Below are 23,150 nucleotides of genomic sequence, written 5' to 3' on the forward strand. Positions count from 1 at the left end.
TTCGCAGGGGCGAAAGGACTACGGCTCGACCCCGAAAATGGATGTCTATCTTCCCATCGCTAATCTCTCGGTCAACGGGCTGGTCATCGTCGCGCTCGGCGCGCTGACGGGGATCTTGTCGGGCCTGTTCGGGGTCGGCGGCGGGTTCCTGACCACGCCGCTGCTGATTTTCTACGGCATACCGCCGACCGTTGCCGCCGCATCCGCCGCAACCCAGGTGACCGGGGCCAGCGTTTCCGGGGTGCTCGCGCACAACCGGCGCGGCGGGGTCGATTACCGAATGGGCGGCGTGCTGGTGGTGGGCGGCATCTTCGGCGCGCTGATCGGTGCCGCCCTGTTCAGCTTCTTCCAGTCGATCGGTCAGATCGATGTGGTCATCAACATCCTCTACGTCTTCATGCTTGGCTCGATCGGTGCGCTGATGATGCGCGAGGCGCTGGCTGCGCTGAACATCCGCCAGTCCAAGGGCCTCAAACGTGCGGCCAAGCGGCGCCACCACCCGCTGGTCGCCGCGCTGCCCTATCGCTGGCGGTTCTATCGCTCGGGCCTGTATATCTCTCCGCTCGCGCCGCTGATTCTGGGCACCGGCGTGGGCATCCTGACCATGCTTATGGGCGTTGGCGGTGGCTTCATGCTGGTGCCGGCGATGCTCTATATCCTCGGGATGAGCGGCAAGGTCGTGGTCGGCACCTCGCTGTTCAACATCCTGTTCGTGACCATGGCATCGACCATGACTCATGCGCTGACGACCAAGGCGGTCGACCTCGTGCTGGCGGCGCTGCTGCTGGTCGGCTCCGTCCTCGGCGCGCAGTTCGGCACAAGGATCGCGTTGAAGCTGAAACCAGACTGGCTGCGTCTTGCGCTGGCGACGATCGTGCTGCTGGTCGCGCTGAGGATGCTGTTCGGTCTCAGCATCCAGCCGGACGAGGTGTATTCGGTGGTCAATCTGTGACCATGACCGCGCCCTGGCGTTTCGCCTTTGCGATCGTGTGCCTGTTCGCGCTGTGCGGCCAGAGCAATGGTTCGCCCGACCCGGTGCTGGTGCCCGAAGTGTCGCAAAGGGAAGTCCAGGTGCGACAAGGCTTTACCGGCACTGACCTGCTGCTGTTCGGCGCTGTGATCGACCCCACGGGCCGCGAGAAGGACTTCGACGTGATCGTGGTGCTGAAGGGGCCGAGCCAGTCGATCCGCCTGCGTGAGAAACGCCAGATCGGCGGCATCTGGATGAATGCGGAAAGCACCGCGTTCCGCTCCGCCCCCAGCTATTTCGCAGTCGCATCCAGCCGCCCGATCGACCAGATCGTGGATGAGAAGACTGCGGCGATCTTCGAGTTCGGGACGGAGTTCATCCAGCTCAGCCCGGCCGGATCGATTGATCCCGAAGAGCAGGCGCGCTTTCGCGCCGGACTGGTCGACCTGAGGGAGCGGCAGGGCCTCTATCGCACGATCGAGGATGGCGTGCAGGTGCGCGAAGGCGTGCTGTATCAGGCACGGATCGGCCTGCCGTCCAATGTCCAGACCGGGCAGTACACTGCGGAAACCTTCGCAGTGCGCGACGGGCGCGTGCTCGCCAGCGCGGTGGCCGAGGTATCGGTGCGCAAGGTCGGGTTCGAGCGGTTTGTGGAGGTCTTCGCCGACCGCGAACCGCTGTTCTACGGCCTCGTCGCGATCGCGCTTTCGCTGTTCATGGGCTGGCTTGCAGGGCGCCTGTTCAACAGGTCGTAATCCTCTTCCCGATGATTTTGACCGGTTTTTAACCCTGGCGCGGTTACCGCAAGCGCTGGTTCCAAGCGGACGGAGCCACGCAAAAAGGGCGGGAAATTCACGATGACGGATCTCGGGGGGCTTGGTTTCAGGGGGCGTGCAGATCTCTCTGCGCCGGTCGACCACGACGATACCGTTCGTGCGCCGGTGGCCAACAACGCGCTTCAACCGATGGGTGTGGTCCTCGACGTATCGGGCGCGGGCGCGATCGTCGCGCTCGATCCAGAACGGCTTTCCGAATGCGCGCAGGACACCGATCCCGCGATCATCGCCTCGGGCCAGGTCGGCAGCCAGGTGAAAATTCGCGCGGGCGAGAACTGGCTGCTCGCCACCATTCGCAGCCAGCGCCGCGACCGGCGCGGTACCGGCGGGATCATTGCCGAGATCGACTTTCTCGGCGAAGGCCGGGAAGAGAAGCTGACCGGGCGGATCCACGGCTTCCGTCGTGGCATCACGCGCTATCCGGTGCCGGGCGGGATGGTATTTCCCGCCAGCACCAGCGATCTGCGGCACATTTTCGCGAGCGATGGACGCTCCTATATCGAAGTGGGCACGGTGTTTCCCACGCGCGACATCCGCGCCGGGCTCTATATCGACACGCTGCTGGGCAAGCACTTCGCGCTGCTGGGTTCGACGGGCACGGGCAAGTCGACCGCCACCGCGCTGATCCTGCACCGCATCTGCGAAGCGGCGCCGCAGGGCCATGTCATCATGGTCGATCCGCACGGCGAATATGCGAGCGCGTTCAAGGAGAACGGCGCGACGCTGGATGTGAGCAACCTCAAGATGCCGTACTGGCTGATGAACTTCGAGGAGCACTGCGAAATCCTGCTCACCAGTCGCGGGAACGAGCGGCAGGGGGATGCGGACATCCTCGCCAAGTGCCTGCTCGCCGCGCGGCTCAAGAACCGGATAGCGGAGGACCTCGGCAAGATCACCGTCGATTCCCCGGTGCCCTACATGCTCTCGGACCTCAGCGCCGCGCTCAACAAGGAGATGGGCGAGCTCGAGAAGGCTTCGGGCACCGCGCCCTACATGCGGATCAAGGCCAAGCTGGACGAGGTGAAGTCCGATCCGCGCTACCGCTTCCTGTTCTCCGGCATGCTGGTCGGCGACACGATGGCGGAGTTCCTCTCGCGCATCTTCCGCCTGCCGACCGATGGCAAGCCGATCTGCGTGATCGACGTGTCCGGCGTGCCGTCGGACATCACCAGCACTGTGGTCGCGGTGCTCAGCCGGCTGGTGTTCGACTATGCCGTATGGGCGCGCGAGGAGCGCACCCGCCCGATCCTGCTGGTGTGCGAAGAGGCGCACCGGTATGTGCCCAACGAGAAGAACTTCGACAATTCCTCGGTCGGCAAGGTGCTCAGCCGGATCGCCAAGGAAGGGCGCAAGTACGGCGTCGCGCTGGGCCTGATCACACAGCGCCCGTCGGACCTGGCCGAGGGCGTGCTGTCGCAATGCGGCACCATCATCTCCATGCGGCTCAACAACGAGCGCGACCAGGCCTTCGTCAAGGCCGCGATGCCCGAAGGGGCGCGCGGCTTCCTCGATGCGATCCCCGCGTTGCGCAACCGCGAGTGCATCATCTGCGGCGAGGGCGTGACAATCCCCATCCGCGCCGCGTTCGACACGCTGGAAGAGCACCGCCGCCCCGCCTCCGAAGACCCCAGCTTCAGCGCGCTGTGGAGCGAATCCGGCGGCGAGGAAGAGGCGATCGAGCGGGTCGTGCGCCGCTGGAGATCGCACGCGTAACTCTTGGGGTTCGCTGGCGCGAACCGGTCGGCGGTCTGCACCGACAGGCTAGGTTCCTCTCGTATCGCCGAACAGATGGATATGCAGCCGGTCGGACAGGCGGTAGCCGTGTTCGAGGCAACGCGGCACCAGCCATTCCTGCCGCGCACGCAAGGTCGCGCCATCGGTGCCTTCCGCCATCACGAACACGCGGCCACGCGGCAGGGCATTGGCCCGCACGACCTCGCGCACCTCGTCCACATCGGCAGGTTCTGCGACCACGAACTTGAAGAACGCGCGCCCGTCGCTGGCGTATCGGCGCAGCACCGCGGGCACGATCGCCAGTGCGCGGGCATTGCCCGAATGGGTGAGCTTGGGGCTGATATTGAACTGGTCGACCCACACTTCGAGCTTGGGCGGGGGGAAGGCGGTGCCGTTGGTCTCTATCTCCACCGTCACGTCGGGCAGCAGCGCGAGCAGCTGCGCCAGCGCGGGGGCCTGCAACATCGGCTCGCCCCCGGTCACCACCAGCCGCCGCTGGCCCAGCGCCGCGATCCGCGCGGCGACATCCTCCACCTCCAGCGTCACCTGATTGGCCTTGCGATCGAAGGTCTGGCCCGAGCGATGCGGCCGCTCGTCACCCGCAAAGTGCCAGGTATAGGCGGTATCGCACCACACGCAGGCAAGGTTGCAGCGCGACAGGCGCACGAAGGCGGTCGGCTCGCCCGCGCTCGGCCCTTCACCCTGTACCGAGGCGAAGATCTCCGGCCCGCCGGTGTCGTCGGTGGCTAGGACGAGGCTCATCGCGCTGTAGGGTTCCTGACACACCTGACACACAGTCCAGGGGGTGAAAAACTGCCCCCGTTGCGGGCGTGTGCAACACGGATGCCGGTGGTGGTGGGAAGGGCGATCATCACTCGGTCTTGCCAGAAATCAGGGCAGTAGGAAATCGCGCGGCAGTCGGTGGGGTACAGATGCCGCCCGCCCGCGCAATCAGTCCCATTGGGCGGGGTCCAGCGCGAGCAGCCTTGCCAGCTGCTCGTACAGCGCGGGCATCTGGTCGCGCATCGCGAGAGGTCGCTCGAAGAAGGTGACGATCGCTTCGGCGAAAAACTCCTGATGGCTGGTCGCGCCATAGGGGTCGATCAGAGTGGATTGGCCGTTCTCGACCCGCCGGACCTGATCCTGAAAGGCGTCGAGCATGGCCTTTTCCCAACCCGCATAGGCCTGCCCCTTGCGCAGCAGCGGGATGCCGTTGGTGTGGCCCGAGAGCCCGTCGAGCTGGTGCGCGAATTCGTGGATCACGACATTGTGCCCGTCTTCGGCGTCGAGCCCGCCCTGCAGCGCATGGTCCCACGCCAGGATTACCGGGCCACGGGCCCAGCTTTCACCCAGCGTCGCGTGGCTGTTCTCGTGGACGAACTGGCCGTCGTGCGTGTTGCGGTTGGTGAGGAAGGCCGACGGATAGATCAGCACGTTTCTGAGCGTATCGTACCAGACCGGGCTGTTGACGATCAGCAGGCACGCCTGCGCCGCGATGGACAGCCGCATGTCGTCACTGACTTCGAGCCCGTTCTGGCCGCGAAAGGTGATCTGGTCGAGGAAGAGGTTGATCTTCCCCTCCAGCGCGGCCCGTGTGGGTTCGGGCAGGCGACGCACAAGCGGCACCAGCCTCTCGACCGTCGCACGCTGCTCCGCCGAGAGCGCGGACGCCAGCAACGCCCTGCGTTTGCGCCGCTTAGCGTAGCCTCGGTAAAGCGCGAAAGCGGCACCGAGCAGCGCAATGCCAAGAATGATCCAGGGCGTCATTGGGCAGAAGTAGGATCGCTCTCACGGTTTTCGTAGAGGGCGATCCTCCGGCTTACCCCAGCCGTGCCAGCGCCGCGCGCAGGCGGTCGATCTCGCTGGCGTGGAACGCGGCGTCCGCCTTCGCCTTCTCGACCGCTTCGGGCTTGGCCTTTTCGACGAAGGAGGGGTTGGAAAGCCGCTTGTCGAGCGATCCGAACTCCTTCTGGCTGGCCTCCATCGCCTTGGTCAGACGGGCTTTTTCGGCTTCGATGTCGATCACGCCAAAGAGCTCAATGTTGGCGCTAAAACCTTCCGCCTCAATTCCGATAGCACCCTTTTTTGCGCGATGGGATTGGAGACGCTCGTTTGTTCCAGGCGCCAAACGGTCTTCCACTGAAAACGTCTCTACTCGAGCAATCCTCTTAATTTTCGAGATATTTGGCTCATAAAAGCGGTTCACCCTTGGATCGGTGTAGAAGACACTCATGATGGGAACTGCACTCGCCGGTACGCCTACAGTCGATCTAGCAGACCTAATAGTTTTGATGAGATCGATGACCCAATCGATCTCAGCCTTTGCATCGCCATCCACCTCGGCCTGCGGATCGGGCCACTTGGCAACCACCAGCTCGTAGGGGCGCTTGCCGCCCTGGAACTCGGCCTGCGCATGCCACAGCTCTTCGGTGACGAAGGGCATGAAGGGGTGCAGCATGACCAGGATCTGGTCGATCGCCCAGCCTGCCACGGCGCGGGTTTCCTGCGCGGGCGGGCTGTCCGCATCCGCGCCATCGGCGGCGAAGACCGGCTTGATCAGCTCCAGATACCAATCGCAGAAGCGGTCCCACACGAAGTGGTAGATCGCGTTGGCGGCGGCGTCGAAGCGCAGGTCGGCCAGCGCCTTCTCGATCGTCGCCTTGGTCTCGATCACCTCGCCGATGATCCACGAATTGACCGCGAGGCGGGCGTCGGGCGCAGCGATGCTCTGCGAGGCGCCGATGCCGTTGGTCTGGCAGTAGCGGACCGCGTTCCACAGCTTGGTGGCGAAGTTGCGATATCCCTCGACCCGCTTCTCATCCATCTTGATGTCGCGGCCCTGGCTTTCCATCGCCGCCATGAAGAAGCGCAGCGCATCCGCGCCGTACTGGTCGATCAGGATCAGCGGATCGACCACGTTGCCCTTCGACTTGCTCATCTTGGAGCCGTCGGCGGCGCGGACCAGACCGTGCAGGTACAGCTTTTCCCACGGCTTGCTGCCGGTGTTGAAATAGCCCGCCATGAGCATCCGCGCGTCCCAGAAGAACAGGATGTCGAACCCGCTGACGAGCAGGTTGTTGGGGTAGTGCTTTTCGAGCAGGTCGGTCTTTTCCGGCCAGCCGAGCGTGGCGAAGGGCCACAGGGCGGAAGAGAACCACGTGTCGAGGACGTCGTCGTCCTGCACCAGAGCAACGCCCGGCCCGGCGAGGCTCTGCGCCGCGTCGGCATCCTCGGCCACGATCACGCGGCCATCATCGGCGTACCATGCCGGAATCCGGTGCCCCCACCAAAGCTGGCGGCTCACGCACCACGGCTGGATGTTTTCCATCCAGTTGAAGAAGGTCTTTTCCCAGGTCTTGGGGACGATCTCGACCTCGCCCGAGCGCACCGCCTCGATCGGCTTCACCGCGAGCTTTTCGGCGTCGACATACCACTGGTCGGTCAGCCACGGCTCGATCACCACGCCGCCGCGATCCCCGAAAGGCGTCGCGATCTGGCGCGGTTCGGCGTCGTGCTCGACCTCTTCGCCCTTCTTGGTCTTGGCGACGTGCGGGATCAGGTAGCCGTCGGCCTTGAGCCGCGCGACCACTGCTTCGCGCGCGCCGTTGATTTCATCGCGGCGGAAGCGGTGCAGGCCGATGAATTCTTCCGGCACCAGCCCGTCGGCGGTCTGCACGACATCGCCGTTTTCATCGAGCATGTTGAGCATCTCGGCGGGCTTGAACCCGGCGCGCTTGCCGACCTCGAAATCGTTGAAGTCGTGGCCAGGGGTGATCTTCACCGCGCCCGAACCCAGCTCAGGGTCCGCATGCTCGTCCGCCACGATCGGGATGCGGCGGCCGGTGATCGGCAGGATCACGTGCTTGCCGACGACGCTCTTGTAGCGTTCGTCGGTCGGGTGGACCGCCACGGCCATATCGGCGAGCATCGTTTCGGGGCGGGTGGTGGCGACTTCGATGTAATCGCGCCCGTCGGCCAGGGTCACGCCGTCTTCCAGCGGGTAGCGGAAGTGCCAGAAGCTGCCGGCGATCGTCTGCTGCTCGACCTCGAGGTCAGAGATCGCGGTCTTGAGCTTCGGGTCCCAGTTCACCAGCCGCTTGTCGCGGTAGATCAGCCCGTCGTTATAGAGGTCGACGAAAACCTTGGTGACGGCCTTGCTGAAGTGCTCGTCCATCGTGAATTGTTCACGCGACCAGTCCATCGAACAGCCAAGGCGCCGCAGCTGGCCGGTAATGGCCCCGCCGCTCTCCGCCTTCCAGTCCCACACCTTCTGGATGAAGTCCTCGCGGCTGTAGTTGGTGCGCTTGTCCTGCTTCGCCTCAAGCTGACGCTCGACCACCATCTGCGTGGCGATCCCTGCGTGGTCCATGCCCACGACCCACAGCGCATCCTTGCCGCGCAGCCGTTCGTAACGGACCACGATGTCCTGCAAGGTATTGTCCAGCGCGTGGCCGATATGCAGGCTGCCGGTGACGTTGGGCGGCGGGTTGACGATGGTGAAGGGTTCCGCGTCCGGGCGTTCGGGCCGGAAGCAGCCATTCTGTTCCCAATGCGCGTACCAGCGCGCTTCGATGTCGGCGGGGTCGAAAGTGGTGGAAAGCGTGTTCGTCATGGTGTGTGCCATAAGCAGCGTAACATGCGATTGTCACCACACGGCTTGTGATCAAAACGCTTTGCCCGCATAGCGTTGCCCGATGGCGACCGAGGCGGACTATACTCTGGACAAGGGGGATGGGGGGCGCACGGTCCTGCGGCTCAAAGGCCCGTACCTGCTGTCCACCATCGCCAATGTCGACCGCGGCCTGCGCAAGCTGGACGATGATATCGACGTGATCGACCTTGCCGAGGTGAGCGAGATCGACACGGTCGGTGCCTGGTTCGCCTGCACGCTGGCGCGCAATCACTCCGCCTCGATCGAAAATGCCAGCGAACGGGCCGACCGCCTGCTGACTGCGGTGGGCGAGAGCGCCAACAGCACCGATATCTCCGCCCCGCGGCTGCCGCTGCTGACGCGCGCGCCCGAAGCAATGGGCGAAAAAGTGTTCGAAGCCGGGCACGGGATCGTCCGCGTGGTCGGCTTTTTCGGGCAGATACTGGCGGGCGTTGCCTCGCTGATTCGCCACCCGCGCCGGTTCCGCCATCGCGCGATGGTCCACCAGTTCGAATCGGTCGGGGTCAACGCGCTGCCGATCATCGGCTTGATGAGCTTCCTGATCGGGATCGTCATCGCGCAGCAGGGCGCGGTGCAGCTGCAGGCCTTCGGGGCCGAGGCGCTGACGGTGAACCTGGTCGGCCGAATCACCTTGCGCGAACTGGGCGTGCTGATGACCGCAATCATGGTCGCGGGCCGATCCGGATCCGCCTTCGCGGCGCAGATCGGCACGATGAAACTGACCGAAGAGATCGACGCGATGCGCACGATCGGCATCTCGCCGGTCGAGGTGCTGGTGATCCCGCGGCTGGTCGCCTGCGTGTTCATGATGATCCTGCTGGGCTTCTATGCCTCGTGCATGGCGATCATCGGCGGCGCGGTGGTGTCCGACGTGATGCTGGGCATTCCCTTCTGGACCTTCCTGATGCGCATCCACGAGGTCGTGCCGGCCCACGATGTGTGGGTGGGGATGATCAAGGCGCCGGTCTTCGGCCTGATCGTCGGCATGTCGGGCTGCTATCAGGGGATGCAGGTGCGCGGCAATTCCGAGGAAGTCGGGCTGCGCACGACCAAGGCGGTGGTCCAGGCGATCTTCACGGTCATCGTGCTCGACGCATTCTTTGCGGTGTTCTTCACCGGGATCGGCTGGGGATGAACACTATCGTCAACGAGATTTTCGGCGAGGAAAAGCCTGAGCGGCACGAGCGGTTTCAGGGCGAGTACCCTGTGCGCGTGCGCGGGTTGGTCAATTCCTTCGGTGATCAGGTGATCCACGAAGACCTCGATCTGGATGTGAAGCGCGGGGAGATTCTCGGCGTGGTCGGCGGGTCGGGCACGGGCAAGTCCGTGCTGATGCGCTCGATCATCGGCCTCCAGCAGCCCGACGATGGGCACATCGAGGTCTTCGGCCAGTCGATGACCGACGCCGAACCGGACGAGGCGCTGGGCGTACGCAACCGCTGGGGCGTATTGTTCCAGGGTGGGGCACTGTTCTCCACCCTGACCGTGGGCGAGAACGTGGAAGTGCCGATCACGCAGTTCTACCCCGACCTCGACGCGGAGATCGCCCGCGAGATCGCGCGCTACAAGGTCGTCATGTCGGGGCTGCCCGAGGAAGCGACCTCCAAGTTCCCGTCAGAACTTTCCGGCGGGATGAAGAAGCGCGCCGGGCTCGCCCGCGCGCTCGCGATCGATCCGGAACTGCTGTTTCTGGACGAACCGACCGCCGGGCTCGATCCGATCGGCGCCTCGGCCTTCGACGAGCTGCTGCGCGGGCTGAAGGAAACGCTGGGGCTGACCGTGTTCCTGATTACCCACGACCTCGATACACTGTTCGCGATCTGCGACCGGGTGGCGGTGCTGGCCGACAAGAAGGTGATTGCGGTGGGCACGATCCCCGAACTTCTGGAAATGGACCATCCCTGGATTCAGGAATACTTCAACGGCCCGCGCGGGCGTGCGGCGCAGGGGAAGCCGGTGGATGGTTAGCGCGATGGACAAGCCCGTCCATTCGCGGGCATAGGGACGCACATGGAAACAAGAGCCAACCATGTCTGGGTGGGTGCGGTGACGCTCCTCTTGCTCGCCGCGCTCGCGCTGTTCATCGTGTGGATCGCGGGACTGGGCGAGAACGACCGCAAGGAATACGACATCTTCTTCAAGCAGTCGGTCGCCGGGCTTGCCAATGGCAGCTCGGTCTCCTTCGCCGGGGTGCCGGTGGGGCAGGTGCGCGACATCTCGCTGTGGGAGACCGATCCCGAATTCGTCCGCGTGCGCATCGCGGTAAAGCCCGAAGTGCCCGTGCTGGTCGGCACCACCGCCACCGTGCAGAGCTCTTTCACCGGGGTTTCGACCATCCTGCTCGACGGCGCGCGCAAGGGCCGCCCGCCGATCACCTGCGAAACCACCGCGTGCCCCGAAGGCGCGCCGGTGATTCCGCCCAAGGCCGGCGGGTTCGGCGAAATCCTCGCCAATGCGCCGCTGCTGCTGGAGCGCCTGTCGACTCTGACCGAGCGGCTGACCATGCTGCTGTCGGACGACAACCAGCGCGAACTTTCGGGCATCCTGCGCAACACCAACCGGGTGACTGCGGATGTCGCGGACGCCACGCCGCAGCTTAAGGGCGCGCTTGCCGAGATGCAGATCACCCTTCGCGAGGCGAGCGAAGCGCTCGATTCCTTCGAACGGACGACCAATTCGGCGAACGAACTGCTCAACAACGAGGGCGAATCGCTGGCCAAGGAGCTGCGCGGGACGCTGCAGAAAGCCAATCAGGCGGCCGACACGCTCAACCAGACGCTCGAACAGGCGCAGCCTGCGGTCCGCTCGCTCAACGAAAAGACCCTGCCGAGTGCGAATGCCACGCTGGAAGACCTGCAGGCGACCAGCCGTTCGCTGCGCAGCCTGACCCAGCGGATCGAGGACAAGGGCGCTTCCGACCTGATCAACTCGCCCAAGCTGCCCGATTACGAACCGGAGGATTGATCGACGTGCCCGCAACCCGCATGCCTCGCATGGCCAGCCTGCGCCTTTCGATCATGGCCACCGCCGCGCTCGCGCTGGGCGGCTGCATAAGCTTCGGCGAAGATCCGCCGCCCGCGCTGCTCACCCTGACGCCGTCGGTCCAGATCGCCGAGGGCGCCGGGCCGGGAGGCGAGGCGAGCGGCGTGCTGACCGTGCGCCAGCCGGAGGTGCCGGGCAGCCTTTCCGTCACCCGTGTGCCGGTGCAGGTCGATCCCTCGACCATCGCCTATCTGAAGGATGCGGTGTGGGTCGACCGGCCCAGCAAGCTGTTCCAGAACCTGCTCGTCACCACGATCCGTGAGCGGACCGGGCGGCTGGTGCTGGACGATGTCGAGAGCCGCGCCGCGTCGGACAGCGTGCTGCGCGGAACCCTGCGCGAATTCGGCTATGATGCGCGCAGTGGCGCGGTCGTCGTCACCTACGACGCGATCCGCGAGAATGGCGGGAAACTGCAGACCCGCCGCTTCACCTCGCGCGTGCCCGGTATTCCCGCAGAGGCTTCGCCGGTCGGCGTTGCGCTGAACGATGCGGCAAACCAGGTCGCGATCGACGTGGCCGACTGGATCGGTCGCTAAGCTACAGTCTGCCCGCAGGCATCCACGCTATCCCGGCAGGGAAGCGCGCCTAGTCCTCTGCGCGAGCCGCGCGCGCGAAGGCCAGCGCCTTGGTGAACTCGGCTTCGCGTTCGTTGCGGCGCGACAGCGCCTCTTCGTCGAAGCCCCAGCGTTCTGCCTGCCAGTCCTGTTCGAGGTTGGCCGCGCCCCATAGCGCCTGCGGGTCTGCATCCTCGTCCAGCCCGGCGAGCGCGATGCACAGCGATGCGGCCAGCGATGCGGCAATGTCCAGTCCGACCAGCGCGAAGGCGTTCTCCGTTTCCAGACGGCTGCGGATCGCAGCAAGGCTCTGCTCTGCCTGAGGGCGGTGGAGGATGCCGTGGGTGCGGGTCAGCTGGATGCCCAGATCGGCCTCGATCCTCCCGACGATCGGCTCCCACACCTCGGCCTGCCGGTGCGCGATCGCCTCGTCAGGCTCCGCCCGGTAACACAGCGTGTCGCCATCGGCGAAGCCTAGCAGGCGGGTGATGATCGGTTCGGGTGCTGCGCGCGCGGTGTCGATCGCGCGGTCGGCCAGATCGCGCAGCGGCAGGTCTTCGGGGGCGAACTCCTCGCCCGCTGCGGCCCATTCGGCGCGCAGAAGCTCGCCCAGTGCGCGGGTCGGCACCACCTGCGGCGCACCGCCGCGCGTCTTTACCGCGCGTTCGTCCAGCCAGACCTGCCAGCCGCCATCGACTGCGCGCAGCGTCGCCTCTTTCCAGAATCGCTTCACGGCTTCTGCCGCTTCCAGTGCTTGGCGAGCAGGACGGGCACGATGAAGAACAGCAGCGGCCCGGCGACGAACAGGATCGGGCCGAATGCGCCGCCCTCGATCCGGTCCGCGACCATCATCGCGCCGGTGAAGGTGACGAAGATGCCCGCTAGGCGGATGAATTGCAGCAGCCAGTAGCGGCGCGCGGCGCGCTCCTGGCCAGCATGGTCGGGCGCATGTTCGGGAATCTTATCGGGCAAGGATCAACTCCGTCAGCTGGCTGGGCGCATCGGCCACCGAGACCGCACCTGCGCGCAGCAGCTCGGCAGGCTCGTGGTAGCCCCAGGCGACGCCGATCGGCGCTACGCCAGCGCATTTCGCCATGTCGATATCGAAGGAGGTGTCGCCGATCATCACCGCATCGCTCGCCTGCGCACCGCATTCGACCAGCGCCGCCTCCAGCATCGCGGGATGCGGCTTGGACGGGTGGCGATCGGCGGTCTGGAGGCTCTCGAACAGGTCGGACAGGTCGTTGGCGGCGAGGGTGGCGATCAACCCGCGATCCGATTTGCCGGTCGCGACCGCAAGGCTCCAGCCCGCATCGCGCAAGGTGTGCAGCGTCTCGCGAATGCCGGGGTAGAGCGGTTCGCGCAGGGCACCGCTTTCCCGCGTCGCGCGAAAGCTGGCCTTGTAGGCCTCGACCACTTCCAGCGTCGTTTCGTGCTCCGCCTCGGGGACCAGCTGGCGCACCGCCTGCAGCAGGCTGAGGCCGACGATCCGCCGCACCGCGTTGCGATTCGGTTGCGGCAGGCCGACCTCGGCAAAAGCAACCTCCATCGAATCGCACACCGCCGCCTGCCCGTCGACCAGCGTGCCGTCGCAATCGAACACCGCGAGCCGCACGCTCATGCGCCGAGGCTCCGCATCAGCGCGGCGAGGGCGGGCCTGCCGGCGGCTTCCTGTCCATCGGCAATCCGCGCGCGTTCTTCGGGGCTCTTCTTCTGCGACAGCTTGAGGGTGGGGCGCCAGGCCTGCACCTCCATCTCGAACCCGGCGATGCCCCGGAACTGCTGGCCCCAGGTCGCCTCGCTCGATTCCTCCGCCCGCCAGGCTTCGCCCTCGATCCGCGCCTCGTGCTTGGCGATCGCAGCGTGCAGGAAGGCTTCCAGCCCCTCATCCGCCATCCGGCGCACGCGGCCTTCCAGCTCCAGCGCGACGTAGTCCCATGTAGGCACCGTATCGCGGTTGTCGTACCAGCGGGGGGAGACGTAGGCGTCCGGGCCGTTCAGAGTGATCAGCGCGGTCGCGCCGTCGAGATGGCGGGTCAGCGCATTGCCGCGTGCGAGGTGGAACTGCACCGCGCCGTCTCCGGTCGAAAGCAGCGGGGTATGCGCCACGCGCGGGCCGTCGGGCGTGGTCAGGAACACCATCCCGAAGCCGATCTGGTCGATCAGCGTTTCGAACAGCTGGCGATCATCGGACCGGAACAGCGGGTTGGGGTGCATCAGCGCTTGCCCCCACCTTTGCCCTTCGGCTTGGCGCGCGCCTTGCTCTTGGCGGTCGCCTTGGAGACGGTGCGCGAGCGGCGTTCGCCCCGGCGCGCCTTGCGGTACTGCTTGGCGTGCTGCTTCGCGTCCTGCTTCTTCTCCGCCTTGGTCTTGGGCGGGGCCTCTTCGCGCAAGGGGTCCGCATCGCTCAGCGACAGGTCGAAGCCCATCTGCTCCATCGTCGCGGCGAAGTGCTCGGGCAGTTCGGCGGTGACGTCCAGCTGGCCGCCGCCGGGCTGGCTGATGATCAGGCGGCGCGCATGCAGGTGCATCTTGCGGCTGACGGAGCCGGTCAGGAAGGCTTCCTGACCGCCATACTTGCCGTCGCCTACGATCGGGTGGCCCATCGCCGCGCAATGCACGCGCAGCTGGTGGGTGCGGCCGGTGAGCGGTTCGAGTTCGAGCCAGGCGGCGCGGTTGCCCGCCCGCTCGACCACGCGGTAGCGGGTCTTGGCGGGCTGGCCGCCTTCCGTGTCGACATGCATCTTCTCGCCGCCGGTACCGGGTTGTTTGGCGAGCGGTGCGTCGATCTCGCCGACATGCTGCTCGGGCACGCCGACCACCAGCGCCCAGTACACCTTCTTGGCGCTGCGCCCGGCGAACCGCTTGCTGAACGCCGCCGCGCTCCCGGGCGTGCGCGCGATCAGCAGAACGCCCGAGGTATCCTTGTCCAGCCGGTGGACCAGCCGTGGGCGCGGCTCGTCGCCTTCCACAAAGGCGTCGAGCAGGCCGTCGACATGGCTGAAGGTCTTGCTGCCGCCCTGCGTTGCAAGACCGGGCGGCTTGTTGAGCACGATCGCGTTCGGCGTCTCCTTGATCACCATCGCGCGCGTCTGCGCTTTCTGGTCCTCGGTCAGCTCGCGGCGGCGGGGTGGGGCCTTGGCGCGCGCCGGATTGCCCGGCGGTATGCGCAGGACTTGGCCCGTTGTGAGCCGGTCGTCGGGCTTTGCCCGCGCGCCGTCGACCCGGATCTGCCCGGTCCGCGCCCAGCGCGCGACGGTGGCGAAGCCGACTTCGGGCAGGTGACGCTTGAACCAGCGGTCCAGCCGCACGCCCTCGTCATCTTCGGCCACGGTGTATTGCCGGACCTCTCCCTTTTCGGGGCGTTTTTCATTTTCCGGCATTGATCAGAACACTCGTGTGATGGTGAGGCCGCAAACCAGCGCGGCGATCGACAGGACGACCGAGGCAGCGATGTATAGCAGCGCGATGCCCAGCTGGCCGTCCTCGATCAGCAGCCAGGTTTCCAGGCTGAAGGAGGAAAATGTGGTGAACCCGCCGAGCAGGCCGACGCCCAGCATCAGCCGGGCAGGCTCTTCGAAATCGCCGCCCAGTCCGCGTGCGAGGCACCCGACCAGCAGCCCCATGCCGAGCCCACCGATGCCATTGGCAGCAAAAGTGGGCCAGGGGAAGCCACCGACTGGCTGGATCGAGAGCAGCGCGGTCATTGCGCGGCCCAGCTGGTAGCGCAGCAGTGCGCCCATTCCGCCGCCGAATGCGACGCATAAAGAGGCTGTGATGGGGGAAAGACTGGTCATTTTCGCGTGCAACCCTATCTTTGCGCGAGCCCCGCGCCAAGCGGGCACGCGCATGGCAGCGCAAATGAAACGCGCAGATGCTTGCGCGATGGGCGCATTTTGGCTATGTAGCGCCCATTGAAGCTGGCCGCTTCGGCGTTGCCGGCCTCTTCCATGTGACAATTCCGGGCTTTTCGTGCTTCGGCGCGAATCGCAGGGCTATGAACTGAAAGGCGTTTCTTTTTATGCAAATCATCGTTCGCGATAACAATGTCGACCAAGCGCTGCGGGCACTCAAGAAGAAGCTGCAGCGTGAAGGCGTCTATCGCGAGATGAAGCTGCGCCGCCACTACGAAAAGCCGAGCGAAAAGCGCGCCCGTGAAAAGGCTGCCGCCGTTCGCCGCGCTCGCAAGCTCGAGCGCAAGCGCGCAGAGCGCGACGGCCGCTAGGCCCGGTGGGTGCTCTGCATCCGTGCAGCGTGCCCGCCCACAGCATTGAACGCCCAGCCTTGAACTGGTGAACGGCTTGCGCCAGATGGGCGCGAGCCGTTTGGCGTTTGTGCGCGCCATTCATCCAGTATTGCTTCAAACAGCCTTCCAGGATCCGACCAGATGACAGAAATTACGCGCGTCCCCCTCCGCCCGATTGCGAAGGGCTCGCTCGCCAAGCTGTGGATCGGCGTCATCGTCGCAGTCGCCCTGGCGGTGCTGCTCGCGTGGAGCCTTTCGCCCAAGGGTGTCGAGCTGACCGTGGTCCAGCCGGGCACCGGCCCCAGCCCGAGCGAGGACGACGTGATTTTCGTCAACTATGTCGGCCGCCTCGACGATGGCACCGTGTTCGACGAATCGCGCCCGCTGCCGCTGCCCCCGCAGGCGCAGGGCATCTTCCCCGAAGGCAACCCGCTGCCGCTGGGCAACATGATCCCCGGCTTCACCGAAGGCGCGAAGCAGATGCAGAAGGGCGGCAAGTACGAACTGCACATCCCCGCCGACCAGGGCTACGGCGCAGAGCCGCCCGCTGGCGCACCGATCCCGCCCAACGCCGATCTGACCTTCGATGTCGAACTGATCGATTTCATGAGCCGCGAGGAATTCGACCGGCGCGTGGCGATGATCACCGCGCTGATGCAGCAGCAGGGCGCGATGCCGGGCATGGCCCCGGGCGACCTGCCGCCGCCCGACGCCGCGCCGATGCCGGAAGGGGCTGCCCCGCCGCAATAAGGCGCGTATAGACGCCGCTCCTTGATGGGGGAGCGGACCATGGGTGACGACAAGACGATGGATGGTGGCGAGGCTGAGCCCGCCACCGCCCGCAACCGGGCCGAATCGCTGTGGCACCTGCGCCCCTGGCTGTTTGCAGGCCTGCTCGGCGTGGCAGGCCTCGCCATCCATCTCCTGCTCCACCATGCGAACGACAGCGGCCCGCGCGTGGCGGGGGCCGCGTTCATCGCTTTCGCGTGTGGCGCCTTCGTCTTCACTGCCGAGCGTGGGCGATACCTTGCCCCTGCGATTTTCTCTCTCGTCACCGGCCTGATCGTCGGCGGGCTGACCTGGCGTGCGGTCGGCGCGGGCAATGATATCGCCGATGGCGGCTATGCCATCGCCGCCGGGGTATTCGCCTGCCTGCTCGCGGTGCCGCTGTTCCAGGCCGATTTCCTCCATCGCCGGATGCGGACCGATTACAAGGACATCCACTATTTCGTGTGGACCGACGCCATCACCGGCGCGGGTGCACTCGCGTTCTTCCTGATCGCCTGGCTGCTGATCTGGCTGCTCGCATCGCTGTTCGATCTGGTGGGCATTCCCTTGCGCGATCTGGTGCAGCAGGACTGGTTCACCGCGACCTATGCCGGCCTCACGCTGGGTGCGGGGCTGGGCACGCTGCGCAACCAGCTCAAGATCATCGGCACGCTGCAATCGGTCGTGCTGCTGGTGCTCTCCATCCTCGCACTCCCGCTCGCAGTGGCCATCGCCGTGTTCCTCGGCGCGGTGGTCGTCTCGGGGCCGAGCGTGCTGTGGAACGCCACCGACAGCGCGACCCCGGTGCTGCTCTCCATCGCGATTGGCGCCTACGTGCTCGCCAACGCGGTGCTGCGCGACCGGGATACGGACATGGTCGGCGGGCCGGTGCTCAAATGGTCGGGCTATGCGCTGGTACTCGGCGTCCTGCCGCTGACGGTGTTCGCCGCGATCTCCACCGGCGTGCGGATCGACCAGCACGGGCTTTCGCCCGAACGGCTGTGGGCGGTGTGTTCGCTGATCGTCGCGGTCGCCTTCGGGCTCGCCTATTTCGTCGACGCGCTGGTGGGTGCGCGGGGAAGCTGGCGCGACCGGCTGCGGGCATCGAACCTGAAGCTGGGGCTGGGGACGGCTCTGTTCGCGCTGTTCCTTGCGCTGCCTGTCCTCAATTTCGGCGCGATCTCGACCAGCGACCAGCTCGCACGGCTGAAGAGCGGCGCGATTTCGGTGGAGGAGTTCGATTTCTCCGCGCTGCGCTGGGACTTCGGCGAGCCGGGACGAGAGGCGCTGGAGCGGCTCGCGAAGTCGGACAAGGTGGACGTCCGCGTGGCTGCAATCGAGGCGCGCGACAGCGAAAGCCGCTATGCGGTGGAGGACCGTCCCGCCGGGCCGGCGGCGGTCGACTATCGCTTTGCCGACCCGCATTTGCGCGATTGGGTGGAGACGCAGATCGAGGAGCAGCCCTGGCTCTGCCATCTCGAATGCGTGGCGATCGATCTCGGCGCGTATGGGAATGACCGCCGGGTTGCGCTGGTTTCGATCCAGGGCGTGCAGCAGCTCAGTTTCGGGGACGACGGCGTGCCCGATCCCCCGACCGCACCAGAACGCGCGATCGATCCCGAAACGCAGATCGGGGATGCCGACGTCGAGGTGCGCGAATATCGGGGGCGGCAGATCTATGTGGACGGTGTGCCGGTCGGCGAGCCTTTCGAGTAATCTGCCCGCTTGATGCTGCGGTGCGGCGCGGCTAACGCAGCTTCATGTCAATCACCCGCGAAGAAGTGGCCAAGATCGCCAGCCTCGCGCGCATCCGGATGGATGACGCGGAGCTCGATCGCATGGTCCCCGAACTCAACAATATCCTGGGCTGGGTCGAGCAGCTGGGCGAGGTCGATACCTCGTCGGTCGAGCCGATGACCGCCGTGATCCCGCAAGCCATGCGGCTGCGCGACGACGTGGTCGATGCCGATCCGCTGACCGCCGGTGGCCGGCGCGAGGATGTGCTCGCCAATGCGCCCGCGGCAGAGCACGGATTTTTCGGCGTGCCCAAGGTGATCGAGTAGTCTCGGTCTCGGAAATTCCCGCTCGTGCTGAGCCGGGGCGCATAGCGCCGTCTCCGACTCCGAAGCGCGGGCATGGCCTGGACCGATGGGTTCGCCCTTCGACAGGCTCAGGACGAACGGATATTAAATGAGCGAAGACCTTACCAATCTCGGCGTCAAAGCCATCCGTGACGGGGTCGCCGGCGGCGATTTCACCGCGCGCGAAGTGGCCGAAGCCTTCAACGCCAATGTCGCCGCCGCGAAGGACCTCAATGCCTTCATCGTCGCCACGCCTGAAAAGGCGCTCGAAGCCGCCGACGCGATCGACGCGAAGCGCGCCAAGGGCGAGGAGCTGGGCAAGATGGGCGGCGTGCCGATCGGCATGAAGGACCTGTTCTGCACCGACGGCGTGCAGACCACGGCCGCCAGCCACATCCTCGAAGGCTTCATGCCCCAGTACGAAAGCACCGTATCGGCCAACCTGTGGAAGGCGGGCGCGGGGATGCTGGGCAAGCTGAACCTCGACCAGTTCGCGATGGGTTCGTCGAACGAGACGAGCTATTTCGGCAACGTCCTCTCGCCGTGGAAGAAGGAAGGCAGCAATGCCGCGCTGATCCCCGGCGGGTCTTCGGGCGGCTCCTCCACCGCAGTCGCTGCCCGGCTAGCGCCGGCGGCGACCGGCACCGATACCGGCGGTTCGATCCGCCAGCCTGCCGCCGTCACCGGCATCACCGGCATCAAGCCAACCTACGGGCGCTGCTCGCGCTGGGGCGTGGTCGCCTTCGCGTCCAGCCTCGATCAGGCGGGGCCGATGGCGCGCGACGTCACCGATTGCGCGATTATGCTGGAGGCGATGGCCGGGTTCGACCCTAAGGATTCGACCAGCCTCGATATGCCCGTGCCCGAATGGGAGAAGGGCCTGAACCCCGATCTCACCGGCAAGAAGGTCGGCATTCCGCGCGAATACCGCATGGAGGGGACCGACCAGGCGATTCTCGACAGCTGGGAGCGGGGCAAGGAATGGCTGCGCGATGCGGGCGCGGAGATCGTCGATATCTCGCTGCCGCACACCAAGTACGCGCTGCCCGCCTATTACATCATCGCCCCGGCAGAAGCCTCCTCCAACCTCGCGCGCTATGACGGTGTGCGCTATGGCCTGCGCGACCTGCCCGAAGGGGCTGGCCTGCAGGACATGTACGCGGCGACCCGCGCGGCGGGCTTCGGCGACGAGGTGAAGCGCCGCATCTTGATCGGCACCTATGTGCTCAGCGCAGGCTTCTACGACGCCTATTACACGCAGGCGCAGAAGATCCGCACGCTGGTGGCGCAGGACTTCGAGAAGGCATGGGGTGAGTGCGACCTGATCCTCGCCCCGACCACCCCCAACGCGGCCTTCCCGCTGGGCGGCTTCGATGGCGATCCACTGGCGATGTACCTGAACGACGTCTTCGCGGTGCCTGCCTCGCTGGCGGGCCTGCCCGCGATGAGCGTGCCCGCCATGCTCAACGGCGACGGCCTGCCGCTGGGCCTTCAGATCGTCGGCAAGCCATTCGACGAGCAGGGCGTGCTCAACGCTGGGCTGGCGATCGAGCAGCGCAGCGGGTTCGACGCGAAGCCGGAGAAGTGGTGGTGAGCAGCAACTGGATTGGAGATGTAGCTGGTGCGATCAACACCGTTATGGGCGCTATTTTCGGCGCCTTTCTGGGAGTGATGTCTGCGCAAGTTGCGTTTGAGCAGTCTGGCATCGACGTTGTAATTGCTTGCGGGTTTCTCACAGTTTCTATAATTTTCATTCAGGTCGTTATGAAATGGCCTATTGAGAAAGCTGGATGGAAATATTTGCTGCCAGTCATCGGTTTCTTGTTTTTTGCTTTTTTGCCGAATCAAATGTTGAACCACAGTTTTGGCGAAAATGCCGCAGGAAACATTGTTGCAATATTAATGATTTGGTTTTTTTAGCGGTTGGCGCTAATCGTTTGGTTGCGAGAACTAACTTACCGAATGGCCAGAAACATGACTAACTACCGCATCCAGGGCGCAACGGGCGAATGGGAGGTCGTGATCGGCCTCGAAGTTCACGCGCAGGTCACCTCCAACGCCAAGCTGTTCAGCGGCGCGTCGACCGAGTTCGGGGCCGAGCCCAATACGCAGGTCTCGCTTGTCGATGCCGCGATGCCGGGCATGTTGCCCGTGCCCAACCGCGAGTGCATCCGGCAGGCGGTGCGCACCGGGATGGCCATCGAAGCGCAGATCAACGCGTGGAGCCGGTTCGACCGCAAGAACTACTTCTACGCCGACCTGCCGCAGGGATATCAGATCAGCCAGCTCTACCACCCCATCGTGGGCGAGGGGCAGCTGCTGATCGAGGCGGACGAGAAGGCGGGCATTCCCGAGGACAAGGTCATCGGGATCGAGCGTATTCATGTGGAGCAGGACGCGGGCAAGCTGATGCACGATCAGCACCCGACGATGTCCTATGTCGATCTCAACCGCGTGGGCATCGCGCTGATGGAAATCGTCTCCAAGCCCGACATGACTTCGCCCGCCGAAGCGGGCGCTTACGTGCGCAAGCTCAGGTCGATCCTGCGCTATGTCGGCTCGTGCGACGGCAACATGGAAGAAGGCTCGATGCGCGCGGACGTCAACGTTTCCGTGCGCAAGGTCGGCGATAGCGAGCTGGGCACGCGGACCGAGACGAAAAACGTGAACAGCGTGCGCTTCGTGATGCAGGTCATCGAATACGAGGCGAACCGGCAGGTCGATGTGCTGGAAAGCGGCGGCACGGTCGACCAGGAAACACGCCTGTTCGATGTCGCCACCGGCACCACGCGCACCATGCGCAGCAAGGAAGATGCGCACGATTACCGCTACTTCCCCGATCCGGACCTGCTGCCGCTCGAACTCGACGATGCCTTCCTCAGCGAATGCCGCGAGAGCCTGCCCGAGCTGCCCGACGCCAAGCGCGCGCGGTACGAAGGCGAGCTGGGCCTCACACCCTACAACGCGCGCGAGCTGACCGCCGAGGTCGAAACCTTCGGCCGCTTCGAAACGCTGCTCTCCGCCACCGCGGCGAAGATCGGCAAGCCCGAGAAGACGGTCGCCACGCAGGTCGCCAACTGGGCGCTGTCGGTCGCGCCGGGCGTGATGAAGTCGCTCGGCGAGGAAGCCGATCCTGCGCACGCCACCGCAGAGGCGCAGGCCAGCATCCTCGCGATGCAGGACAAGGGCGAGATTTCGGGCGGACAGGCCAAGGAAATCTACGAGATCGTCCTCAAGACCGGCCGCGACCCCGAAGAAATCGCCGATAGCGAAGGCCTCAAGCAGGTCAGCGACACCGGCGCGATCGAGGAAGCGATCGACGCGATCATTGCCGCCAACGAAGACAAGGTGGCGGAGTATCGCGGCGGGAAGGACAAGCTGTTCGGCTTCTTCGTCGGCCAGACGATGAAGGCGATGCAGGGCAAGGCCAACCCGGCGGTGGTCAACCAGATCTTGAAAGACAAGCTGGGGTGAGCTTCGCCATAGTCCGGCGATACTGGCTTCGCGCGCTGGTTGCGCTGGGGCTGGTGGCGCTGGGCTATCTATGGGGCCATGTCGCGGTCACCCGCGGCGTGTTTCCCTATCCGCAATATATCGATCTGAAGCTGGCGACGTTCGGGCCGGATGCCGATCCGCTTGCGCTTCAGGATAAGGAACGGCCCGCAAGTTACCGCGAACAGGTCGATTTCTTTGCAGCTGCGGCAACCCAGGCCGACATCGTGATGGTCGGCGACTCGATCCTCGGCCGGGTCCAGTGGCGCGACTGGCTGCCGGGGGTGGAGATCTCCAACCGCGCGATCCCCGGCGACTATGCCGCCTGGCTGCCCGATCGGCTGGATTCGGTGATCGCTGCAAGGGCGGATCGGGCGATCCTTCTGGTGGGCATCAACGATGCGGTCGCGGGGCGATCTGCCGAAACGATCCACCGCGATATCCTGACCACGGTTGCCGGGCTGGACGATGCGGGTATCGCGGTCACCGTGCTCTCGCCCCTGCCATGCACCGCCTCTGCGGACTACTGCCTGGATGCCAACCGGACCATCGCCGCGCTCGACGCGATGCTGGCGACAAACCCCGGCCCGAACGCACGCTTCGTCGATCTGCGCCCGGTTCTGGCTCCCGGTGGTGCCTTGCGCGAGGAATTCTCCGAGGATGGCACGCATCTCAATCCGCGTGGGGTAGAGGCGCTGGTGCGTGCCTTGCCTGCGGATCTTCACAAGACTGCGAACTGAGCGCGACAAGACAAG

24 protein-coding genes are annotated in these 23,150 nt (G+C 65.5%); 15 read left to right on the plus strand and 9 right to left on the minus strand.

Annotated elements, in window-relative coordinates; all coding sequences use genetic code 11:
• Nucleotides 1-37 precede the first annotated feature (37 nt).
• From K7H93_RS12280 to K7H93_RS12290, 3 genes are all read left to right on the plus strand, one after another.
• Nucleotides 38-952 (plus strand): sulfite exporter TauE/SafE family protein, encoded by a 915-nt coding sequence (locus K7H93_RS12280; RefSeq protein WP_010239036.1) that lies wholly within the window; start codon nt 38-40, stop codon nt 950-952.
• A 2-nt stretch (nt 953-954) separates the two neighbouring features.
• The gene (locus tag K7H93_RS12285; protein WP_054526730.1) at nt 955-1,725 is read left to right on the plus strand and encodes a TIGR02186 family protein; all 771 of its coding nucleotides are present in this window, start codon (nt 955-957) and stop codon (nt 1,723-1,725) included.
• Between the two features lie 102 nt (nt 1,726-1,827).
• Complete coding sequence (locus K7H93_RS12290; RefSeq protein ID WP_230783870.1) at nt 1,828-3,519, plus strand: ATP-binding protein; 1,692 nt, start codon at nt 1,828-1,830, stop codon at nt 3,517-3,519.
• Nucleotides 3,520-3,567: 48 nt separating this feature from the next.
• Here K7H93_RS12290 and K7H93_RS12295 read toward each other — a convergent pair whose 3' ends face one another.
• The 3 genes from K7H93_RS12295 to K7H93_RS12305 form a co-directional block, all read right to left on the minus strand.
• On the minus strand, nt 3,568-4,302 hold the full coding sequence (locus K7H93_RS12295) for a 7-carboxy-7-deazaguanine synthase QueE (RefSeq protein ID WP_230783871.1): 735 nt from the start codon (nt 4,300-4,302) through the stop codon (nt 3,568-3,570).
• A 189-nt stretch (nt 4,303-4,491) separates the two neighbouring features.
• Nucleotides 4,492-5,307 carry a M90 family metallopeptidase gene (locus tag K7H93_RS12300; RefSeq protein WP_230783872.1) on the minus strand — a complete coding sequence of 272 codons (816 nt, stop codon included), beginning with the start codon at nt 5,305-5,307 and terminating at the stop codon, nt 4,492-4,494.
• A 52-nt stretch (nt 5,308-5,359) separates the two neighbouring features.
• Complete coding sequence (locus K7H93_RS12305) at nt 5,360-8,152, minus strand: valine--tRNA ligase (RefSeq protein WP_230783873.1); 2,793 nt, start codon at nt 8,150-8,152, stop codon at nt 5,360-5,362.
• Between the two features lie 82 nt (nt 8,153-8,234).
• Between K7H93_RS12305 and K7H93_RS12310 the strand changes: the two genes are divergently transcribed.
• From K7H93_RS12310 to K7H93_RS12325, 4 genes are read left to right on the plus strand one after another with little or no spacing between them, the layout of a single operon-like run.
• Nucleotides 8,235-9,347: an MlaE family ABC transporter permease gene (locus tag K7H93_RS12310; protein ID WP_230783874.1), complete on the plus strand. Its 1,113-nt coding sequence runs from the start codon at nt 8,235-8,237 to the stop codon at nt 9,345-9,347.
• Entirely contained in the window at nt 9,344-10,180 is an 837-nt protein-coding gene (locus K7H93_RS12315) for an ABC transporter ATP-binding protein (RefSeq protein ID WP_010239022.1), read from the plus strand. Before K7H93_RS12310 ends, K7H93_RS12315 begins: the two co-directional genes overlap by 4 nt.
• A gap of 42 nt (nt 10,181-10,222) precedes the next feature.
• Nucleotides 10,223-11,176, plus strand: a complete 954-nt coding sequence (locus tag K7H93_RS12320; RefSeq protein WP_010239020.1) for an MlaD family protein — start codon at nt 10,223-10,225, stop codon at nt 11,174-11,176.
• A 29-nt stretch (nt 11,177-11,205) separates the two neighbouring features.
• A complete protein-coding gene (locus K7H93_RS12325) occupies nt 11,206-11,790 on the plus strand; it encodes an ABC-type transport auxiliary lipoprotein family protein (protein WP_230783875.1) in 585 nt (194 codons plus the stop codon).
• Nucleotides 11,791-11,839: 49 nt separating this feature from the next.
• Here the strand turns inward: K7H93_RS12325 and K7H93_RS12330 are convergent, their stop codons facing one another.
• From K7H93_RS12330 to crcB, 6 genes are read right to left on the minus strand one after another with little or no spacing between them, the layout of a single operon-like run.
• The gene (locus K7H93_RS12330; RefSeq protein ID WP_230783876.1) at nt 11,840-12,541 is read right to left on the minus strand and encodes an ATP12 family chaperone protein; all 702 of its coding nucleotides are present in this window, start codon (nt 12,539-12,541) and stop codon (nt 11,840-11,842) included.
• The gene (locus K7H93_RS12335; RefSeq protein ID WP_230783877.1) at nt 12,538-12,780 is read right to left on the minus strand and encodes a hypothetical protein; all 243 of its coding nucleotides are present in this window, start codon (nt 12,778-12,780) and stop codon (nt 12,538-12,540) included. Before K7H93_RS12335 ends, K7H93_RS12330 begins: the two co-directional genes overlap by 4 nt.
• Nucleotides 12,770-13,429, minus strand: coding sequence for an HAD-IA family hydrolase (locus tag K7H93_RS12340; RefSeq protein ID WP_230783878.1), 660 nt, complete (start codon nt 13,427-13,429; stop codon nt 12,770-12,772). The genes K7H93_RS12335 and K7H93_RS12340 overlap by 11 nt, the downstream gene beginning before the upstream one ends.
• The gene (locus tag K7H93_RS12345) at nt 13,426-14,025 is read right to left on the minus strand and encodes an FMN-binding negative transcriptional regulator (RefSeq protein WP_230783879.1); all 600 of its coding nucleotides are present in this window, start codon (nt 14,023-14,025) and stop codon (nt 13,426-13,428) included. Before K7H93_RS12345 ends, K7H93_RS12340 begins: the two co-directional genes overlap by 4 nt.
• Nucleotides 14,025-15,191 carry an RluA family pseudouridine synthase gene (locus K7H93_RS12350; protein WP_230783880.1) on the minus strand — a complete coding sequence of 389 codons (1,167 nt, stop codon included), beginning with the start codon at nt 15,189-15,191 and terminating at the stop codon, nt 14,025-14,027. Before K7H93_RS12350 ends, K7H93_RS12345 begins: the two co-directional genes overlap by 1 nt.
• Nucleotides 15,192-15,194: 3 nt before the next feature.
• A complete protein-coding gene (gene crcB / locus K7H93_RS12355; RefSeq protein WP_050775883.1) occupies nt 15,195-15,605 on the minus strand; it encodes a fluoride efflux transporter CrcB in 411 nt (136 codons plus the stop codon).
• A gap of 224 nt (nt 15,606-15,829) precedes the next feature.
• On the opposite strand from crcB, the gene rpsU reads away from it, so the two are divergent.
• The 8 genes from rpsU to K7H93_RS12395 all read left to right on the plus strand — a co-directional run bounded on the left by rpsU (nt 15,830) and on the right by K7H93_RS12395 (nt 23,135).
• A complete protein-coding gene (gene rpsU, locus K7H93_RS12360; RefSeq protein ID WP_010239009.1) occupies nt 15,830-16,033 on the plus strand; it encodes a 30S ribosomal protein S21 in 204 nt (67 codons plus the stop codon).
• Between the two features lie 162 nt (nt 16,034-16,195).
• The gene (locus K7H93_RS12365) at nt 16,196-16,804 is read left to right on the plus strand and encodes an FKBP-type peptidyl-prolyl cis-trans isomerase (protein ID WP_230783881.1); all 609 of its coding nucleotides are present in this window, start codon (nt 16,196-16,198) and stop codon (nt 16,802-16,804) included.
• A 39-nt stretch (nt 16,805-16,843) separates the two neighbouring features.
• The gene (locus tag K7H93_RS12370; protein ID WP_230783882.1) at nt 16,844-18,538 is read left to right on the plus strand and encodes a DUF4153 domain-containing protein; all 1,695 of its coding nucleotides are present in this window, start codon (nt 16,844-16,846) and stop codon (nt 18,536-18,538) included.
• Nucleotides 18,539-18,582: 44 nt separating this feature from the next.
• Nucleotides 18,583-18,885: an Asp-tRNA(Asn)/Glu-tRNA(Gln) amidotransferase subunit GatC gene (gene gatC / locus K7H93_RS12375; RefSeq protein WP_230783883.1), complete on the plus strand. Its 303-nt coding sequence runs from the start codon at nt 18,583-18,585 to the stop codon at nt 18,883-18,885.
• A 127-nt stretch (nt 18,886-19,012) separates the two neighbouring features.
• Complete coding sequence (gene gatA, locus K7H93_RS12380) at nt 19,013-20,497, plus strand: Asp-tRNA(Asn)/Glu-tRNA(Gln) amidotransferase subunit GatA (protein WP_230783884.1); 1,485 nt, start codon at nt 19,013-19,015, stop codon at nt 20,495-20,497.
• A complete protein-coding gene (locus K7H93_RS12385; RefSeq protein ID WP_230783885.1) occupies nt 20,494-20,823 on the plus strand; it encodes a hypothetical protein in 330 nt (109 codons plus the stop codon). The genes gatA and K7H93_RS12385 overlap by 4 nt, the downstream gene beginning before the upstream one ends.
• A 54-nt stretch (nt 20,824-20,877) precedes the next feature.
• Nucleotides 20,878-22,377 carry an Asp-tRNA(Asn)/Glu-tRNA(Gln) amidotransferase subunit GatB gene (gene gatB, locus K7H93_RS12390; protein ID WP_230783886.1) on the plus strand — a complete coding sequence of 500 codons (1,500 nt, stop codon included), beginning with the start codon at nt 20,878-20,880 and terminating at the stop codon, nt 22,375-22,377.
• Entirely contained in the window at nt 22,374-23,135 is a 762-nt protein-coding gene (locus K7H93_RS12395) for a GDSL-type esterase/lipase family protein (RefSeq protein ID WP_230783887.1), read from the plus strand. The genes gatB and K7H93_RS12395 overlap by 4 nt, the downstream gene beginning before the upstream one ends.
• Nucleotides 23,136-23,150: the final 15 nt, after the last annotated feature.

It is taken from the genome of Citromicrobium bathyomarinum, from assembly GCF_021021475.1.
GTDB classification, from domain to species: Bacteria; Pseudomonadota; Alphaproteobacteria; order Sphingomonadales; family Sphingomonadaceae; genus Alteriqipengyuania; species Alteriqipengyuania bathyomarina.

Bases quoted from the DNA above. Each gene is read 5' to 3' on its own strand.
- crcB (WP_050775883.1), bottom strand. From the start codon at position 15,605: ATGACCAGTCTTTCCCCCATCACAGCCTCTTTATGCGTCGCATTCGGC.
- K7H93_RS12370 (WP_230783882.1), top strand. From the start codon at position 16,844: ATGGGTGACGACAAGACGATGGATGGTGGCGAGGCTGAGCCCGCCACC.
- K7H93_RS12315 (WP_010239022.1), top strand. From the start codon at position 9,344: ATGAACACTATCGTCAACGAGATTTTCGGCGAGGAAAAGCCTGAGCGG.
- K7H93_RS12320 (WP_010239020.1), top strand. From the start codon at position 10,223: ATGGAAACAAGAGCCAACCATGTCTGGGTGGGTGCGGTGACGCTCCTC.
- K7H93_RS12280 (WP_010239036.1), top strand. From the start codon at position 38: ATGGATGTCTATCTTCCCATCGCTAATCTCTCGGTCAACGGGCTGGTC.
- K7H93_RS12310 (WP_230783874.1), top strand. From the start codon at position 8,235: ATGGCGACCGAGGCGGACTATACTCTGGACAAGGGGGATGGGGGGCGC.
- gatA (WP_230783884.1), top strand. From the start codon at position 19,013: ATGAGCGAAGACCTTACCAATCTCGGCGTCAAAGCCATCCGTGACGGG.
- gatB (WP_230783886.1), top strand. From the start codon at position 20,878: ATGACTAACTACCGCATCCAGGGCGCAACGGGCGAATGGGAGGTCGTG.
- K7H93_RS12295 (WP_230783871.1), bottom strand. From the start codon at position 4,302: ATGAGCCTCGTCCTAGCCACCGACGACACCGGCGGGCCGGAGATCTTC.
- K7H93_RS12365 (WP_230783881.1), top strand. From the start codon at position 16,196: ATGACAGAAATTACGCGCGTCCCCCTCCGCCCGATTGCGAAGGGCTCG.
- K7H93_RS12350 (WP_230783880.1), bottom strand. From the start codon at position 15,191: ATGCCGGAAAATGAAAAACGCCCCGAAAAGGGAGAGGTCCGGCAATAC.
- K7H93_RS12300 (WP_230783872.1), bottom strand. From the start codon at position 5,307: ATGACGCCCTGGATCATTCTTGGCATTGCGCTGCTCGGTGCCGCTTTC.
- K7H93_RS12285 (WP_054526730.1), top strand. From the start codon at position 955: ATGACCGCGCCCTGGCGTTTCGCCTTTGCGATCGTGTGCCTGTTCGCG.
- K7H93_RS12305 (WP_230783873.1), bottom strand. From the start codon at position 8,152: ATGACGAACACGCTTTCCACCACTTTCGACCCCGCCGACATCGAAGCG.
- gatC (WP_230783883.1), top strand. From the start codon at position 18,583: ATGTCAATCACCCGCGAAGAAGTGGCCAAGATCGCCAGCCTCGCGCGC.
- rpsU (WP_010239009.1), top strand. From the start codon at position 15,830: ATGCAAATCATCGTTCGCGATAACAATGTCGACCAAGCGCTGCGGGCA.
- K7H93_RS12290 (WP_230783870.1), top strand. From the start codon at position 1,828: ATGACGGATCTCGGGGGGCTTGGTTTCAGGGGGCGTGCAGATCTCTCT.
- K7H93_RS12325 (WP_230783875.1), top strand. From the start codon at position 11,206: ATGGCCAGCCTGCGCCTTTCGATCATGGCCACCGCCGCGCTCGCGCTG.
- K7H93_RS12340 (WP_230783878.1), bottom strand. From the start codon at position 13,429: ATGAGCGTGCGGCTCGCGGTGTTCGATTGCGACGGCACGCTGGTCGAC.
- K7H93_RS12345 (WP_230783879.1), bottom strand. From the start codon at position 14,025: ATGCACCCCAACCCGCTGTTCCGGTCCGATGATCGCCAGCTGTTCGAA.